Annotated in this window: 16 protein-coding genes; 5 read left to right on the top strand and 11 right to left on the bottom strand. The window is 71.5% G+C overall.

Going from position 1 to position 15,423, the window contains the following annotated elements:
• Nucleotides 1–22 precede the first annotated feature (22 nt).
• From ACFVZW_RS20735 to ACFVZW_RS20725, 3 genes are all read right to left on the bottom strand, one after another.
• Nucleotides 23–241, bottom strand: a complete 219-nt coding sequence (locus tag ACFVZW_RS20735; RefSeq protein WP_384523276.1) for a hypothetical protein — start codon at nt 239–241, stop codon at nt 23–25.
• A gap of 53 nt (nt 242–294) precedes the next feature.
• Nucleotides 295–762 (bottom strand): carboxymuconolactone decarboxylase family protein, encoded by a 468-nt coding sequence (locus tag ACFVZW_RS20730; protein ID WP_384523274.1) that lies wholly within the window; start codon nt 760–762, stop codon nt 295–297.
• A 108-nt stretch (nt 763–870) separates the two neighbouring features.
• The gene (locus tag ACFVZW_RS20725; RefSeq protein ID WP_384523272.1) at nt 871–1,626 is read right to left on the bottom strand and encodes a GNAT family N-acetyltransferase; all 756 of its coding nucleotides are present in this window, start codon (nt 1,624–1,626) and stop codon (nt 871–873) included.
• 105 nt (nt 1,627–1,731) lie between these two features.
• Between ACFVZW_RS20725 and ACFVZW_RS20720 the strand changes: the two genes are divergently transcribed.
• Nucleotides 1,732–2,265, top strand: coding sequence for a GNAT family N-acetyltransferase (locus ACFVZW_RS20720; RefSeq protein WP_384523270.1), 534 nt, complete (start codon nt 1,732–1,734; stop codon nt 2,263–2,265).
• On the opposite strand, the gene ACFVZW_RS20715 is transcribed toward ACFVZW_RS20720, so the two are convergent.
• Nucleotides 2,246–3,739: a CehA/McbA family metallohydrolase gene (locus tag ACFVZW_RS20715; RefSeq protein WP_384523268.1), complete on the bottom strand. Its 1,494-nt coding sequence runs from the start codon at nt 3,737–3,739 to the stop codon at nt 2,246–2,248. The genes ACFVZW_RS20720 and ACFVZW_RS20715 overlap by 20 nt on opposite strands.
• Before the next feature lie 101 nt (nt 3,740–3,840).
• On the opposite strand from ACFVZW_RS20715, the gene ACFVZW_RS20710 reads away from it, so the two are divergent.
• A complete protein-coding gene (locus tag ACFVZW_RS20710) occupies nt 3,841–4,674 on the top strand; it encodes an LLM class F420-dependent oxidoreductase (RefSeq protein WP_384523266.1) in 834 nt (277 codons plus the stop codon).
• 7 nt (nt 4,675–4,681) lie between these two features.
• Here ACFVZW_RS20710 and ACFVZW_RS20705 read toward each other — a convergent pair whose 3' ends face one another.
• From ACFVZW_RS20705 to ACFVZW_RS20695, 3 genes are all read right to left on the bottom strand, one after another.
• Nucleotides 4,682–5,308 carry a hypothetical protein gene (locus ACFVZW_RS20705; RefSeq protein ID WP_384523264.1) on the bottom strand — a complete coding sequence of 209 codons (627 nt, stop codon included), beginning with the start codon at nt 5,306–5,308 and terminating at the stop codon, nt 4,682–4,684.
• 48 nt (nt 5,309–5,356) lie between these two features.
• Nucleotides 5,357–5,827 (bottom strand): hypothetical protein, encoded by a 471-nt coding sequence (locus tag ACFVZW_RS20700; protein WP_384523262.1) that lies wholly within the window; start codon nt 5,825–5,827, stop codon nt 5,357–5,359.
• A 62-nt stretch (nt 5,828–5,889) separates the two neighbouring features.
• Nucleotides 5,890–6,696 (bottom strand): alpha/beta hydrolase, encoded by an 807-nt coding sequence (locus tag ACFVZW_RS20695; protein WP_384523260.1) that lies wholly within the window; start codon nt 6,694–6,696, stop codon nt 5,890–5,892.
• 178 nt (nt 6,697–6,874) lie between these two features.
• Here ACFVZW_RS20695 and ACFVZW_RS20690 point away from each other — a divergent pair, with 178 nt between their 5' ends.
• Nucleotides 6,875–9,466 carry a bifunctional FO biosynthesis protein CofGH gene (locus ACFVZW_RS20690; protein WP_384523258.1) on the top strand — a complete coding sequence of 864 codons (2,592 nt, stop codon included), beginning with the start codon at nt 6,875–6,877 and terminating at the stop codon, nt 9,464–9,466.
• Between the two features lie 5 nt (nt 9,467–9,471).
• Here ACFVZW_RS20690 and ACFVZW_RS20685 read toward each other — a convergent pair whose 3' ends face one another.
• Nucleotides 9,472–10,047, bottom strand: coding sequence for a hypothetical protein (locus ACFVZW_RS20685; RefSeq protein WP_384523256.1), 576 nt, complete (start codon nt 10,045–10,047; stop codon nt 9,472–9,474).
• Nucleotides 10,048–10,439: 392 nt separating this feature from the next.
• Between ACFVZW_RS20685 and ACFVZW_RS20680 the strand changes: the two genes are divergently transcribed.
• Entirely contained in the window at nt 10,440–11,558 is a 1,119-nt protein-coding gene (locus ACFVZW_RS20680) for an ADP-ribosylglycohydrolase family protein (protein ID WP_384523254.1), read from the top strand.
• Here ACFVZW_RS20680 and ACFVZW_RS20675 read toward each other — a convergent pair.
• The gene (locus tag ACFVZW_RS20675) at nt 11,543–13,090 is read right to left on the bottom strand and encodes a sodium:solute symporter family protein (protein ID WP_384523252.1); all 1,548 of its coding nucleotides are present in this window, start codon (nt 13,088–13,090) and stop codon (nt 11,543–11,545) included. The genes ACFVZW_RS20680 and ACFVZW_RS20675 overlap by 16 nt on opposite strands.
• 210 nt (nt 13,091–13,300) lie before the next feature.
• Nucleotides 13,301–14,083, bottom strand: a complete 783-nt coding sequence (locus ACFVZW_RS20670; RefSeq protein ID WP_384523250.1) for an SDR family oxidoreductase — start codon at nt 14,081–14,083, stop codon at nt 13,301–13,303.
• 82 nt (nt 14,084–14,165) lie between these two features.
• Here ACFVZW_RS20670 and ACFVZW_RS20665 point away from each other — a divergent pair, with 82 nt between their 5' ends.
• Nucleotides 14,166–14,987: a hypothetical protein gene (locus ACFVZW_RS20665; RefSeq protein ID WP_384523248.1), complete on the top strand. Its 822-nt coding sequence runs from the start codon at nt 14,166–14,168 to the stop codon at nt 14,985–14,987.
• An 87-nt stretch (nt 14,988–15,074) separates the two neighbouring features.
• Here ACFVZW_RS20665 and ACFVZW_RS20660 read toward each other — a convergent pair whose 3' ends face one another.
• The gene (locus ACFVZW_RS20660; RefSeq protein WP_362425563.1) at nt 15,075–15,275 is read right to left on the bottom strand and encodes a DUF397 domain-containing protein; all 201 of its coding nucleotides are present in this window, start codon (nt 15,273–15,275) and stop codon (nt 15,075–15,077) included.
• Between the last annotated feature and the right edge of the window lie 148 nt (nt 15,276–15,423).

Here is a 15,423-nt window from a genome sequence, read left to right as displayed (position 1 = left end):
CTCGTGCGTTCCTTCGGCTCCGTCAGCGCCCGGGCAGGAGCCCCTCGACAGCCGCGTTGGCGGCCGGCATGTCGGCCGCGGAGGCCGGCTTCTCCTGCGGGTTCAGGAGGCCGCTCAGCGGGACGACGGAGGGAAGGTGGGCGTTGCCGATGTCGGCGGTGTCGGCGACGGCGGACCCGGCGGCGCCGATGGTCCCGGCCAGGGCGAGTCCGGTCAGGGCGAGGTTACGGATCTTCTTCATGCCCGCTCCAACGAGCGGACCCCCCACCAGGTCGCGCCGGGCCGGCCGCCGGGTCAGAGGCCGACGCCGGCCGGCTGCTTCACCGTGACGTTGATGCGGTTGAACATGTTGGTCACGGCGACCATCAGCACGATCGCGGCGAGCTGCTTCTCGTCGTAGTGGTCGGCCGCCGCGTCCCACACCTCGTCCGGCACCGCGTCCGAGGTGTCGGCGAGCCGCGTCGCATGCTCGGCCAGCGCGAGCGCGGCCCGCTCCTCCTCGGAGAAGTACGGCGCCTCGCGCCAGGCGGCGACGGCGAACAGCTTCTCGTCGCTCATCCCCGCCTTCCTGGCGCTCTTGACGCCGTAGTCGACGCAGAAACCGCAGCCGTTGATCTGGCTGGCCCGCAGATGCACGAGCTCCAGCGTCGACTCCGGGACACCGCCCTGACGGGTGGCCTTGACGAGGTTCTGGATGGCCGGCGCGGCGTCGGCGAGAACGTAGGCGGGGTTCGTCATCCGGGGGGTGATCTCGTACGTCATGGTGATCGCTCCTCAGCGGTCCGTGTTCCTGTGGGGCCGTTTCCGTCGGCTTCACTGCACTGACGGAGCGCGCGACCCGGATGTGACACGTCCGCGGAAGTTTTCTTCTCAGGAGGCCGGTTCCGCGATCAGGGCGGTGGCGATCGTACGGAAACCGAGGCGGGCGTAGAGACGGGCCACGGTCGCGTCCGTGGCCGTCAGGAAGACCGTCTCCACGCCGCGTGCGCGGGCGTCCGCGATCAGGGCCGCGGTGACCGCCAGGCCGAGGCCGCGGCGGCGGGCGTCCGGCAGGGTGCCGACGCCGACGACCTCGGAGACCGGGCCGACGGGCTGGTGCTGGCCGGCCGAGACCGCGGTGCCGTCCGCGTCCAGTGCGGCGGCCAGGTGGGTGAGGCCCGCCGCGATCCGTTCGGCGAGCTGGGCGGCGGCGTCCGGCGAGGGCGCGACGCCGAAGGCGGCGTACGGGGTGGCGGCCGCGCTCGGCAGGGCGGGATCGTCGGCGGCGACCATCCGTACGGTGACGCCCTCGGGCGGTGCGGGGGCCGCGCCCCCGCCTTCGAGGACCATCAGCGGATGCTCGTGCACGACCAGCCCGCTCCTCTCGACGGCCGCCCGCAGCCCCGGCGTCGTCTCCGCCACCCACTCGAACGCTTCGGGCACCCCCAACTCCCGCTGCCGCGCCCGCACTCGCTCCACCGCGGCGACGCTCACCTCACCGCCGTACCCGAGCGTGGGCCGCGCGTAGTACGGCCACCCCGCCCCCTCCCGTACGAAGAGGGTGAGCGGCCCGAACTCCTCGGCGCGGGCGGCGGATCGGGGGACGGCGTCGTAGTACGCCTCGAGTCGGTTCAGCATGCCGGTCATCCAAGCAGCCGGGCTACGGCAGCACAGGTGGGTTTCCCTGCGTCCAGGCGACGCGCAGATCGGGCCGGGACAGCCGTGGTGGGTGGGGTGCGAGACCATGGAGGTATGACCGAGATCCGTACCCCCCGCCTCCTCCTTCGCCGCTGGACCGACGACGACCTCGTCCCCATGGCCGAGATCAACGCCGACCCCGAGGTGATGCGCTGGATCGGCGACGGATCGGTCCGTGATCTGGAGGAGACCGCCGAGGACATCGAGCGGTGGGAGGAGGAGTGGGACGACGAGGGCTTCGGGCTCTTCGCCGTCGAGCTCCTCGGCTCCGGTGAGCTGATCGGCTTCGCCGGGCTCTCCGTGCCCCGGTTCCTGCCCGAGCTGGCGCACGAGGTGGAGATCGGCTGGCGCCTCGGGCGGCCCTTCTGGGGGCAGGGGTACGCCTCCGAGGCCGCCCACGCGGCCCTGGAGTTCGCGCTCCAGGACCGCGGCCTCGACCGGGTCGTCGCCATCACCCACATCTCGAACTCGGCCTCCGAGAAGGTCGTCCACAAGCTCGGGATGACCCCGGAGCGCGAGACCGATCACCCGGACTTCGGCGTCCCGCTGCGCGTCTACGCCATCGACCTCACCGAGTACCAGGGCTGACCCCGCCGGCCTCCAGGAACACCGGGTTGGTGAAGGCCACGAGCGCGCCCGGCAGCGGCGGCAGCGTCGCCGGGCGGCGGACCTCGGCCCGTACGTACGCGGCGTACGCGGCCGTCGTCACCCACTCCACCGGACCCGTGGCCTGCGCCGTGTGCAGCACGCCCTGGTCCGTCACGAAGCGGACCGTGCCGCCCTCCGGGGCGCCGGCCACCGACAGCCGGACGGTCACCGGCTCGTCCGCCGGCACCCGCAGCCGCTCGCCGATCCCCGCCGACCGGCCCCGCCCGTCCGTCAACGTGAAGTCCACGGAGACGGACGAGGACTCCGCGACGTACGAGCGGCCGGCCCGCAGGCCCGCCAGGACCGCCTTCCGGCTCAGGTCGTCGGCCAGAACCACGGTCTGCGGGGTGCCGACGAGGTCCGGGTCGCGGTGGGCGTCGCTGTTGCCCATCGCGGGGGTCCAGCGACCCTTGGCCAGCGCCGCGTCCCAGCCCGCGAGCGACACCTCGTCGTCCGGGGTGTAGGGGCCGTTCCACACCTCGACCGCGTCCGCGTCGCCGAAGCCGAACTTCCAGTTGCAGCCGATGCAGGTCGCGTGCGGATGCGCCGGGACGACGAGCCCGCCCGCCCGGCGGATCTCGCGCGCGAAGTGCCCGAAGCGGTTCTCCCGAGCCCGGTAGCGCCAGTCCACGAACGTGCCCGGGTCCGTGCCCAGCGCCAGCACATGGCCGTTGCGGGTCGTGACCTCCTCGCCGAGGAGGATCAGCAGGTCGTCCCCGGCGAGCTCGGCCCACGCCCCGTGCGCCGCGTGGGTGTTGTGCTCGGTGGTGGTCAGGAAGTCGAGCCCGGCGGCGCGCGCGAGCGCGGCGACCTCGGCCGGCGTGCGGCGCCCGTCCGAGTACACGGTGTGCAGATGGCTGTCGCCGCGGTACCAGGCCCGCCCACGGCCCTTGGCCCGCTCCGGCGGGTACACGGGCCTCGGGGTCGGCAGGGAGGCCCCGAAGCGCAGCGTGATCGTCACCGAGTACGTGAGCCCCTGCGGCGCCACGGTGTACGGGGCGAGGACCACGAACCAGGTGCCGGCGCGTACCGGCCCCGCGACGTACCCCGGGGTCGCCGCGTCCGACCGTACGAAGAAGTCCTTGCGGGCCCCGCCCGACCACCCCCGGAAGCCCTTGCCGCCGAGCTCGGTGCCGCGCTGGTCGAAGAGGCCGATGTCGAGGGCGTTGCCCTGCGTCCCCGCGGGGACGGCCGGCCGCTCGTACGCGTACGCGACATGGATCTCGCGCACCCCGCGCGGGATCTCGACCGGGAGGTACACGAAGTCGGGGGAGCCGGGCGGCAGCGTGCCGCTGACCGTCTGCGTACGGTCGCCGCCGGGGGAGTCGTCGGCGTGCGCGAAGCTCACGGTTCCCAAGGTAAAGGCGGAGGCGACGCTCGTCGTCAGGAGCGCTCGTCTGGTCGGTTCGCTCATGTCCGGCACCCTCGTATGAAGCCGTGAACTCCCGGACAACGCAAGAGGCCCGTAGCGCCGCACCTCTCGGAAATCGCGGCCGCAGCCCCTACCGTGCCGCTATGCGGATCTCGACCACGATCTTCCTGACCGACGAGACCATCACCCCCGTCCGCCTCGCGCGCGAGCTGGAGCAGCGGGGATTCGCCGGGCTCTACCTGCCCGAACACACCCACATCCCGATCGAGCGGACCACCCCGTATCCGGCGGCGGGCACCGAACTGCCCCGGGAGTACGGCCGCACCCTCGACCCCTTCGTCGCCCTCGGCCAGGCCTCCGCCGTCACCGAACGGCTCGAACTCGGTACGGGTATCACCCTCATCACCGAGCACGACCCGATCGACCTGGCCAAGCAGATCGCCACCCTCGACCATCTCTCCGGCGGGCGCTTCACCCTCGGCATCGGCTTCGGCTGGAACAGAGAGGAGGCCGCCGACCACGGCGTGGAGTGGGCGACGCGGCGCGAGCTCGGCCGGGAGCGGATGGCGCTGATGCGGGCGCTGTGGGCCGATGAACCGACGGCGTACGAGGGCGAGTTCGGAGTGTCGGTACGGGCGTCCCACGCCTACCCCAAGCCGGCGGGCGGCGCCCCGCGCACCCTCCTCGGCGGCGCGGCGGGCCCTAAGCTCTTCGCGCAGATCGCCGAGTACGCGGACGGCTGGATGCCGATCGGCGGCCGCGGCCTGACGCAGTCGATGCCGGTGCTCCGCGAGACCTGGGAGAAGGCCGGCCGCGACCCGAAGACCCTCCAGGTCGTCCCGTACGCGGTCCTGCCGAACCCGGGGAAGCTGGCGCACTACGCGGAGCTGGGCTGCGAGGAGGTGGTGCTCCAGCTGCCGCCGGGGGGCGAGAGCGAGGTGCTGGGGGTGCTGGACGAGTACGCGCGGTACCTCTGAGCCCGCGCTAGTGGAGGGCGGGCGGCTCCAGGTCCTCGACCGCCGCCTCGCCCTTGGCGCCGGCCGGGTCGTATGCGCACGGCATGCCGATGAATCCGTCCAGCCTTTGCCAGTGTGACCGCCAGGTGAAGGAGACCCGGTCGTCGATGTCGCCCTTGTGCGCCCGCAGCTCCCAGTCGTCGTCGGAGGGACCGTAGTCGGTGATCGTCCACCCGGTCGCCTCGAGGTGCGCGTGCAGCTTGCCGAGCGCGGCCGTGCCCGCCGCCTTGTCGACCGCGTCGAGCCGCCACTTGTGGTAGAGCCGGTACGAGCCCGGCTCGGGGGTGTCCGCGATGCCCTCGATGCCGCGTGGGTAGCAGAGGTCGCCCGTGATGCGGTTGTCGGCAGCCGTGTTCTCCCCGCTTCGCACGGCCGGCAGCGGCCGGTCGATCCCCGCCGCGTCGTACATCTCCTGCGACCGGTCCGTCGCCTGTCGCGCCCTGTCGGCCGGCCGCACGGTCGGGAAGTCCTCCCCGGTCGCTCGGTCGACGGTGTACCAGATGATCAGCCCGAGGATCAGCAGTACCGGCAGGGCGACGACGCCGAGGACGAGGTACAGGCCGACGCGCAGGCCCTTGCGCAGTTGATCGTTCACGACAGGGACGCTACGGCCGGGCTGTGCGGCCCGGATCCGTACGGGGGCTCAGAGTGCCGGGCTCGGGTACTCAGCCCGGGCGTCAGGAGGTCTGGAAGCAGCGGGAGACGACGGTGACGGCGCGTGGACCGAGGTCGGGTCCTTGGCCTTGCGGTTGTCCATCAGCCGGACATCGGCGGAGTGCTCACCGTCGGGCGAGTCCGCGACCATCGTGGGCGTCTTCGCCTTGCTGGTGTCCGGTCCGTCCGAGACGATCTTCCAGCCGTTCTTCGTGAAGGCCGTGCGCAGCGTGGCATACCCCTTCTCCAGCTCCTCGAAGGGGAGGTCGTAGATGCTCCAGTTGTGTCGCATCTCTATGACCTGGCCCTCGGGCTCGTAGCTGTCGCAGGGAAGCGGCAGCGGTCCCGGCTTGGTGACCTTCCCCTTGAGGCCGGTCATGTCGAGGATGTGGCTGGAGGTCTGCTGGACACCCTTCCGTACCTGGTCACTGTCGCGGACTTCCGCTGTCTTCTTGTCCACGTTCGAACATCCCGTCAGGAGGGCGCACGCCAGCAGGAGCACGGCCGCTGTGAGTCGCTTAGTCAAGAACGATCAGGGCCGCCCTGGGCGGTCTCCAGCCCGTTCATGAACTGACGAAGGGTCGGCGCCCCTTCGTCCGCGTACTTGTTGCGCGTCGCCTCGGTGAGGATGGTGTCCGGCGCGTTGTAGTCGAACCAGGTGATGGTGGAGACGTTCTGGTGGGGTACGAGCTGGTTGGTCGCCGTCCACATGGCGTCCGCGCGGCTCAGGTCGCCCTCGATGTCCGGCAGCTTCGTCTTCGTTCCCGGCACGTACACCGCAGTATGGTCCGCCGTGTCCGGATTGCCGTTGGCGAGGATGACCCGGCCGTCATCCTTCTCACCGTCGAACCTCAGCAGGTACGCCTCGGGGAGGTCGCTGCCCGCGGGACGGTTGAGGCGGCTGTCGATGGCCGTCATCCCGTCGATCCGGCCCTGGAGCTGTTCCTTCCGGTCGTGCCACTCCTGCCAGTCCTTGTTGATCACCATGGCGCCGCGGGGGCCGTACGGCACCATCTTCCTCGGCTCGGCCGGAAGGGCCGCCAGTTCCATCTCGTACTTGGCTCGGGACTCCGCGAACACCATCCGGTTCGCGTCGTCCCTCACTGCCGACGGGATGCCGTCGAGGGCGCCGACGGAGGCCGGGTAGAGCGTCGCGTACTCGTCACGCTGCTCCTGGGTGAGCCCGTTCCACCACTTGGCGTTCTCCTCGGAACTCTTCCCCTTGGGGATGTCGCCGTCGTCGGCGTACTTGCCGGCCGCGTCCTGGAGCCGCTTGGTGTCGGCGGCGGCGTCCGCACGCTCTTGAGGGCCGGTTCGAGCCGGCCGCACTCGTCGCGTACGGCGGTGAGGCGCGTCTTCCAGGTCTCCATGATCGTGGTGAGCGTGCCGCTGGAGGCGAACCCCGCGGTGGCCCCGGCCACCCCCTCGTTCGCCGTCGTAGAAGGCGCAGGTGGGCAGGGATCGAGTACGCGTACTCAATCCCACGGGCCGCTCGTATGCTCGTTGCATGACGGATCAGCAGCCCGGGCAGACGGAACGGCCCACCGAGAACGCCATGCGCCGCGCCCTCCGCAGGGCCAGGGACGGGGTGGCGCTCGATGTGGCCGAGGCTGCCGTGCTGCTGCAGGCGCGGGGCGCCGATCTCGACGATCTCGCCGCGTCCGCCGGGCGCGTGCGGGACGCGGGGCTCGAGGCCGCGGGGCGGGCCGGTGTCATCACGTACTCGAAGAGCGTGTTCATCCCGCTCACCCGGCTCTGCCGGGACAAATGCCACTACTGCACCTTCGTCACCGTGCCCGGCAAGCTGCGCCGGGCCGGGCACGGGATGTTCATGTCCCCCGACGAGGTCCTCGACATCGCGCGCCGCGGTGCCGAGATGGGGTGCAAGGAAGCGCTGATCACGCTCGGCGACAAGCCCGAGGACCGGTGGCCCGAGGCGCGCGAGTGGCTCGACGCGCACGGCTACGACGACACCCTCGCGTACGTACGGGCCATGGCGATCCGCATCCTGGAGGAGACGGGACTGCTCCCGCACCTCAACCCCGGCGTGCTCTCCTGGACGGACTTCCAGCGGCTCAAGCCCGTCGCCCCGTCCATGGGCATGATGCTGGAGACGACCGCGACCCGACTGTGGTCGGAGCCGGGCGGTCCGCATCACGGCTCGCCCGACAAGGAGCCGGCCGTGCGGCTGCGGGTCCTGGAGGACGCCGGCCGGTCCTCGGTGCCGTTCACCAGCGGACTGCTCATCGGGATCGGCGAGACGTACGAGGAGCGGGCCGAGTCCCTCTTCGCGCTCCGCCGGGTCTCCCGCGCCTACCACTCCATCCAGGAGCTGATCATCCAGAACTTCCGCGCCAAGCCGGACACGGCGATGCGCGGGATGCCGGACGCCGAACTCGACGACCTGGTCGCCACGATCGCCGTGGCCCGGCACATCATGGGCCCCTCCGCCTGTCTCCAGGCCCCGCCGAACCTCGTCGACGAGGAGTACGGCCGGCTGATCGGCGCCGGGATCGACGACTGGGGCGGGGTCTCCCCGCTCACCATCGACCATGTGAACCCCGAGCGGCCCTGGCCGCAGATCGACACCCTCGCCGAGAAGTCCCGGACCGCCGGCTTCGAGCTGCGCGAACGGCTGTGTGTCTACCCGGAGTTCGTGGGCCGGGGTGAGCCCTGGCTCGACCCCCGGCTGCTGCCGCACGTCCGCGCGCTCGCCGACCCGGAGACCGGTCTGGCCGACCCGGACGCGGAGGTGCGCGGGCTGCCGTGGCAGGAGCCGGACGAGGCGTTCACGGCCGCCGGCCGCACCGACCTGCACCGCACCATCGACACCACCGGCCGCACCCACGACCGCCGCGACGACTTCGACGAGGTGTACGGGGACTGGGAGGCCCTGCGCGAGGCAGCCGCCCCCGGCATGGTCCCGCAGCGCATCGACACGGATGTGCGGGAAGCCCTCGCGGTCGCGGCCGACGACCCCACCCGGCTCACCGACGACCAGGCCCTCGCCCTGCTGCACGCGGACGGCCCGGCGCTCGACGCGCTCACCCGCATCGCGGACGACGTCCGCCGCGCGGTGTCCGGCGACGACGTCACCTACATCGTCACGCGGAACATCAACTTCACCAACGTCTGCTACACCGGCTGCCGCTTCTGCGCCTTCGCGCAGCGGCGCACCGACGCCGACGCGTACACCCTGTCGCTGGAGCAGGTCGCCGACCGTGCCCAGCAGGCGTGGGACGTCGGCGCGGTCGAGGTGTGCATGCAGGGCGGCATCCACCCGGACCTGCCCGGCACGGCCTACTTCGACATCGCGCGGGCGGTGAAGGAGCGCGTGCCCGGCATGCACGTCCACGCCTTCTCCCCGATGGAGGTCGTCAACGGGGCGACCCGCACCGGGCTCTCGATCCGCGAGTGGCTGACGGCGGCGAAGGAGGCCGGGCTGGACTCGATCCCCGGCACGGCCGCCGAGATCCTCGACGACGAGGTCCGCTGGGTCCTCACCAAGGGCAAGCTGCCGACGGCCACCTGGATCGAGGTGGTGAAGACCGCCCACGAGCTGGGCATCCGCTCCTCGTCCACGATGATGTACGGGCATGTGGACCAGCCCCGGCACTGGCTCGGCCACTTCCGGACGCTGTCCCGGATCCAGCAGGAGACCGGTGGCTTCACGGAGTTCGTGACGCTGCCCTTCATCCACACCAACGCCCCGGTCTACCTCGCGGGCATCGCCCGCCCCGGCCCGACCGTCCGCGACAACCGCGCGGTCACGGCCATGGCCCGGCTGCTCCTGCACCCGCACATCCCCAACATCCAGACCAGCTGGGTGAAGCTGGGAGCGGACGGCGCCGCCGAGATGCTCCGCTCGGGCGCCAACGACCTGGGCGGCACGCTGATGGAGGAGACCATCTCCCGTATGGCGGGCTCCAGCTACGGCTCGTACCGCTCGATCCGGGACCTCGTCGCCATCGCGGAGGCGGCGGGGAGGCCGTCCCGCCCGCGCACGACGCTGTACGGCGAGGTGGCGGAGGAGCGGATCCGTACGGCGCAGTCCTCGGACGGCCATCTGCCGGAGCTGCTGCCGGTGCTGGGCGACTGACGGGGTCAGCGCCGGTCACGGAGGGCGAAGCCGCCCTCGACGATCCGGGCGTCGGCGGCCGGGGCCATGCACTTCGTGAGCAGCGGCTCGCCCTTCAGCGTTCCTCCGGAGAGCCCGATGCGGCTCGGCCCCCGGCCCTTCGGGGGGACGAGGAAGCTGACGCCCATGCGGAAGTGCGGGTCGAGGAGGTCCTGCCAGGGGTGGCCGGGGCTGGTACGGACGAGGGTGCCGGTCACGGTCGCTGTGGGGCCGCCGGTCCGCAGGCAGTCGACCTTGAACTCGCCCCAGAAGGTCTTCGCGGGCTCGCCGCCCTTGGCCGGGTAGCTGTGGGAGAGGCGGAAGGTGCCCGCCGAACGGGTGGAGACGGAGCCCGCGCCGTAGGTGGCGCGCGCGTCGACGCTGAAGCGGACCTCTTCGTCGGGCACGGGGTACTCCATGCGCCCCTCGCCCTTGAGGGAGGACCGGAGGGTCGGGGTAGGCGCGGGGACTTCGGCGGACACCGGTGCCGCGACGGCGACGGGGGCGGCGACGGCGGCGACCAGCGCGAGCAGGGCGGCGGCACGCAGGGCGTTCTTCAGCACGGTGAGGCTCCGATCGAGGAGAGCGGTACGTCTACGTCTCCACGAGCATCGCCAACTCCCGCGTCCCCGGACGTCGGTCGCGGGGACGGTCCGCCTCCGTCGCGTGGGGGAGGGAGCGCGCCGGTCAGGCCGAGGACGGTCGCCCTGACCACGGCGGCGGACGGTGTCAGCCGACCAGCAGACCGTCAGGGAGGGCGGCGACGGTGGCGGAAGTCTTGAATCGTGTCACGGGGCGGATGGTTCGAGTCATGCCGGAACTTCCGGTGAACGGCGGTCGAAGATGGACAGAAAGGCGTCCGATCGCAAAACGTTCCGCCCTGCGAATGCGCGAACTCGGTCGATTACAGTGCTGCGAGATCTGTGCGCCGAGGGTTTCCGGGGGAGGGCACGTCGTGACCACGAGCGCTGCGGCCGTGTGGGGCCGCGCCGAACAGCAGGACTTCCGGGCCCGGGTCCGCGGCTGTCTCCTCGGCGGGGCCGTGGGCGATGCCTTCGGCGCGGGTGTCGCGGCGCTCTCCCTGGAGGCGATCAGGGCCGCCCACGGCGCCGAGGGGCTCACCGAGCCGGTCCCCGCGCACGGCAGACGCGGCGCGGTCACCGCCGCCAGCCAGATGACCCTCTTCACCGTCGACGGGCTGATACGCGCCCAGGTCCGCCGCGACACCGGCGCCTGGCACCCGCCCACCGACGTCCACCGCGCCCATCTGCGCTGGGCGGCCACCCAGCGCGACTGGGGCCCCGACGAGCGGCGCACGGACCTGGGCTGGCTGGCCCGGGAGGAGTGGCTCTACGCCCGCCGCGACCCCGCGCGCGCCTGCCTCACCGGTCTGGGCGACGAGCTCCTCGGCACCCTCGACAAGCCCAAGAACCCCGACGCGACCGACTCCGGGGCCCTGGTCCGCTCGGCGCCCTTCGGCCTCCTCGTCGGCTGGGAGCCGCAGCTGGTGTGCCAGCTGGCCGTGGAGTGCGCGGCGCAGACGCACGGCGACCCCGCCGCGTATCTGGCGGCCGGCGCGCTCGCCGTCGTCGTGCACGGGCTCGCGCGCGGCGAGAGCGTGGACGGCTCGGTGCAGCGGGCGCTGGCCCAGCTCACCCCCCGCCCCGGCCACGAGCCCGTCACCGCCGCGCTCCAGCAGGCCCTGGGAGCCGTACGCCAGGGGATGCCGAACGCGGGCCGGGTCACCGATCTCGGCGCGGACGAGGACCGGGCGGAGTGCCAGCTCGCCGCCGCCGTCTACTGCGCCCTCGTCGGCGAGGACATCCGCCACGGGCTGCGGCTCGCGGTCAACCACGACGGCCCGTCCGCCGTGACGGGAGCCGTCACGGGCGCGCTGCTCGGCGCCCTGCACGGCGAGACGGCCCTCCCGCCGGCCTGGCTGGCCGAACTGGAGGGCCGTTCCACGATCCTGGAGCTGGCCGACGACTTCGCGATGGAGATGACGCAGGGCGCCGCCCTGCACAGCCCCTCGGAGTCGCACCCGGGCTGGCTGGCCCGCTACCCGAGGGGCTGACCGGCGGGCTCGCCGGAGGCCTGCGGCGGGACGGCGGCGCCGCCGTCCTCGTCGGGGTCCTGGTTGATCCTGGCCAGGATCTCGTCGCGCTCCGGGGTGTCCTCGGGCTTGATGAAGCCGATGAGGACGTACAGGATCAGCGAGGTCGCGAGCGGCGAGACGATCTGGATCTGCAGCTCGATGCCGTCCAGGCCGTAGTTGGTCAGCCAGAAGGCGAAGAGGCCCGCCGCCCAGGAGACGAGGGCGGCCGTCGGACCGGACTTCCGGAACGTCTTCAGCAGGCCCAGCATGAACGGGATCGCGATCGGCCCCATCAGCCCGGCCACCCACTTGATGACGACGGTGATGATGTCCTTGAAGGCCGGGGAGTTGACCTGCGTGGCGACCGCCATCGACAGGCCGAGGAACGCGATCGTCGACCAGCGCGCCGCGATCAGTCCGGCCTGCTGCGTCCAGCCGCGGGCCGCCTTGCTCATGACGGGCGCGATGTCGCGGGTGAAGACGGCCGCGATGGCGTTGGCGTCCGAGGAGCACATGGCCATGGTGTGGGAGAAGAAGCCGACGATGACCAGGCCGAGCAGTCCGTGCGGCAGCAGCTGTTCGGTCATCAGGGCGTAACTGTCGGAGGCGTCGGGCTTCTTCGGGTCGACGAGCAGCGGCGCGACCCACATGGGGAAGAAGAGGACCAGCGGCCAGACGAACCACAGCACCGCGGAGAGCCGGCCGGAGCGGGTGGCCTCGCGGGCGTTGGGGGTGGCCATGTAGCGCTGGGCCTGGTTCCACATGCCGCCGCTGTACTCGAAGGTCTTGATGAAGAGGTACGCCAGCAGGAACGTCATCGTGTACGGGCCGGCGGTCGGCGCGGTGTGGCCCTGGAGCTCCGGCCGGTCCCAGACGTCCCACAGCGCGCTGATCCCGCCGAGCTCGGCGAGGACGGCGACGAGCATCGCGATGCCGGCGAAGAACTGGATGATGAACTGGCCGAGTTCGGTGAGCGCGTCGGCCCACAGGCCGCCGACCGTGCAGTAGATGCCGGTGATCACGCCGGTGATGAGGATGCCCTGGTTGAGGGAGATCCCGGTGAAGACGGAGAGCAGGGTGGCGATCGCCGCCCACTTCGCGCCCACGTCGACGATCTTCAGCAGCACCCCGGACCAGGCGAGGGCCTGCTGGGTGGGGAGGTTGTACCGGTTCTTCAGGTACTCCAGCGGCGAGGCGACATGGAGCCGCGAGCGCAGCCGGTTGAGGCGGGGCGCGAAGAGGTGGGCGCCGATGGCGATGCCGATCGCGATGGGGAAGGACCAGGTGACATAGGACGTGACGCCGTACGTGTACGCGATGCCGGCGTACCCGGTGAACATCACCGCGCTGTAGCCGGACATGTGGTGGGAGATGCCGGAGAGCCACCAGGGCATCTTCCCGCCGGCGGTGAAGAAGTCGGAGACGTTGTCCACGCGCTTGTGGGACCAGACGCCGATCGCGACCATCACGCCGAAGTAGCCGATGAGCACGGCCCAGTCGAGACTGTTCATTGAGCCCCCTCCAGGGGTCCGGTCCGCCTTGTGAACGCCGTTCATGGTGTGGTGAGTTGACGGGCCAGGACAACGCGGCGGAGGGTCAAGAGCGAGTAAAATCGTTCTCCTTGCTGACCTGCATTCACATCCCTGAATCCAGATGGGGTCAAAAAGGGCCACACGATACGCCGTCGCGTACCGTGCGGCCCGGTCTGCGCCCGCGGGGCGCTACCGCATCAGCTCTCCCGCGTTGACGAGCAGCGACTGCCCGGTGATCGCCCGCGCCCGGTCCGACACCAGGAAGGCCGCGGCCTCCGCCACGTCCCCGTCCGTCGCCAGCTCGGGCAGCGCCATCCGCTCCGTGAGCCGAGCCAGCACCTCGTCCTCCGCCACCCCCTCCGTGTGCGCGGTGAACTGGACGTACGCCTGGACCGGCGGGCCCCACATCCACCCCGGCAGCACGGTGTTGACCCGGATCCGGTGCGGCCCCAGCTCCCGCGCCATCGAGTACATCGCCGAGGTCAACGCCCCCTTCGAGGCCGCGTACGCCGCCTGCCGCACCTGTGAGGGCGCGGCCACGGCCGACTGCGTACCGATGAGGACCACCGAACCGCCCCGCTCCTTCAGCGCCGGCAGGCAGGCCCGGGTCATCCGCAGCGTGCCGAGCAGATTGACGTCCAGGACCCCCTGCCAGGTGGCGAAGTCCGCGTCCTCGATCCCGCCGAAGTAGCTGTCCCAGGCGGCGACATGGACCACCGCGTCGATCGCGCCGAACCGCTCCAGCGCCAGCGCGGCGAGCGCCTCGCACTGCGCCTCGTCGGTGATGTCGGTGGTCCGGTGGGCGGTCTGCCGTCCGCCGGGGTCGATCTCGGCCGCCGACTTGGCGAGATTGGCCTCGGTGCGCGCGCCGAGCACCGCGTTGCCGCCGTCCCGCACCACCGTCTCGGCGATCCGATGGCCGAGTCCGGCGCCGACACCCGACACGACCACGGTCTTTCCCTGAAGCAGCATCCGGGTGCCTCCCGACTCTGGCGATCGATCTGACGACCCGTCAGAGTAGGAGCCTCCGGAGGACAAGGGAAGGGGTACGGGCATGAGTGACGAGACGTACGCGGAGCTGGCGGCCGTCGGGCCGTACGGGGTGCGCCCCGGCCACGCGCTGATCACGATGGTCGAGCCGCACCCGGGCCACGAGTACGCCTACAACCGCTGGTACGAGGACGACCACTACTACGCGGGCGCCATGGCGATGCCCTGGATGTTCGCGGGCCGCCGCTGGGTCGCCACCCGCGACCTCCAGGAGCTGCGCACCCCGGAGAAGTCCGCCGTCGCGCAGCCCGTCACCGCCGGCTGCTACCTCTCCACCTACTGGGTCACCGAGGGCCGCTACGACGAGCACATGAAGTGGACCGTCGCCATCAACAAGCGGCTCAACCGCGACGCCCGCGTCTACCGCGACCGTACGCACGTCTTCACGGCCTTCCAGGACCACGAGGCCACCGTGTACCGCGACGGGGCGGCCGGGCCGCGCGACTTCCACGCCCTCGACCACCCCTACCAGGGGCTCGTCCTCCAGGTCGTCGACACCGAAGGGCCGGAGCGGCGGGCCGAACTGCTCGAACGGCTGCGGTCGAGGGAACTGCCCGGACGCCTCGCCGGCTCACCGGCCGCGATGGTCACGGTCTTCCGGCCGACGCCGCTGCCCGGGGACCGTATGACGTACGTGAAGCAGGTCGAGGGGGTCGACAACCGGCTGACCCTGCTCTGGTTCCTGGAGCGCGACCCGCGCGCCTGCTGGGCGGAGCACTTCGCGGACCTGGACACGGTCGGCGGCGAGTGGGGGCGGGTCGAACTGGTCGCGCCGTTCATTCCGACCGTGCCGGGCACGGACCAGTACGTGGACCGACTCCGCTGAGGACATGGCCGAGCCCCCTCGGCCAGGACGGCGGACCGGTCGAGAGGGCTCTTTCCGTACGTACCGTGGTGCTCGGAACACGCGGGCTCAGAGCGCCCCGTTGCTCACTTCACCGACGAAGGCGTTCCACGACGCCGAGCCGAAGGCGATGGACGGACCCTCGGGGGCCTTGGAGTCCCGGACCGCGATCGCGGCCACGAGGGGGGACTTGACTTCGACGCAGGCCCCGTTACCGCCGGAATACGAGGACTTCGTCCAGGTGTCCGTAGCGCCCTGAATAATCGCCATGTTCTTCACTCCGGTTCTGCCAGTAGTGTGTCGCGCCAACTCATGCTGGCGTGATCGACGCTACTCGTCGGGTCCGCCGCGTGGGGGCGGCGTTCACCCGACCGGATGGCATATTCCAACTGCCCTTCCGTTGGCACGAGTCCGGGGT

Source organism: Streptomyces sp. NPDC059567 (genome assembly GCF_042735655.1).
Classification (GTDB): domain Bacteria; phylum Actinomycetota; class Actinomycetes; order Streptomycetales; family Streptomycetaceae; genus Streptomyces.
Note: the sequence above shows the minus strand (reverse complement) of the source record. Positions and strands in the feature narration are given on the sequence as shown.

Coding starts and splice junctions, on each gene's coding strand:
- ACFVZW_RS20715 (WP_384523268.1), bottom strand. CDS start 3,739: ATGAGCGAACCGACCAGACGAGCGCTCCTGACGACGAGCGTCGCCTCC.
- ACFVZW_RS20660 (WP_362425563.1), bottom strand. CDS start 15,275: ATGGCGATTATTCAGGGCGCTACGGACACCTGGACGAAGTCCTCGTAT.
- ACFVZW_RS20710 (WP_384523266.1), top strand. CDS start 3,841: ATGCGGATCTCGACCACGATCTTCCTGACCGACGAGACCATCACCCCC.
- ACFVZW_RS20675 (WP_384523252.1), bottom strand. CDS start 13,090: ATGAACAGTCTCGACTGGGCCGTGCTCATCGGCTACTTCGGCGTGATG.
- ACFVZW_RS20665 (WP_384523248.1), top strand. CDS start 14,166: ATGAGTGACGAGACGTACGCGGAGCTGGCGGCCGTCGGGCCGTACGGG.
- ACFVZW_RS20720 (WP_384523270.1), top strand. CDS start 1,732: ATGACCGAGATCCGTACCCCCCGCCTCCTCCTTCGCCGCTGGACCGAC.
- ACFVZW_RS20690 (WP_384523258.1), top strand. CDS start 6,875: ATGACGGATCAGCAGCCCGGGCAGACGGAACGGCCCACCGAGAACGCC.
- ACFVZW_RS20725 (WP_384523272.1), bottom strand. CDS start 1,626: ATGACCGGCATGCTGAACCGACTCGAGGCGTACTACGACGCCGTCCCC.
- ACFVZW_RS20730 (WP_384523274.1), bottom strand. CDS start 762: ATGACGTACGAGATCACCCCCCGGATGACGAACCCCGCCTACGTTCTC.
- ACFVZW_RS20735 (WP_384523276.1), bottom strand. CDS start 241: ATGAAGAAGATCCGTAACCTCGCCCTGACCGGACTCGCCCTGGCCGGG.
- ACFVZW_RS20670 (WP_384523250.1), bottom strand. CDS start 14,083: ATGCTGCTTCAGGGAAAGACCGTGGTCGTGTCGGGTGTCGGCGCCGGA.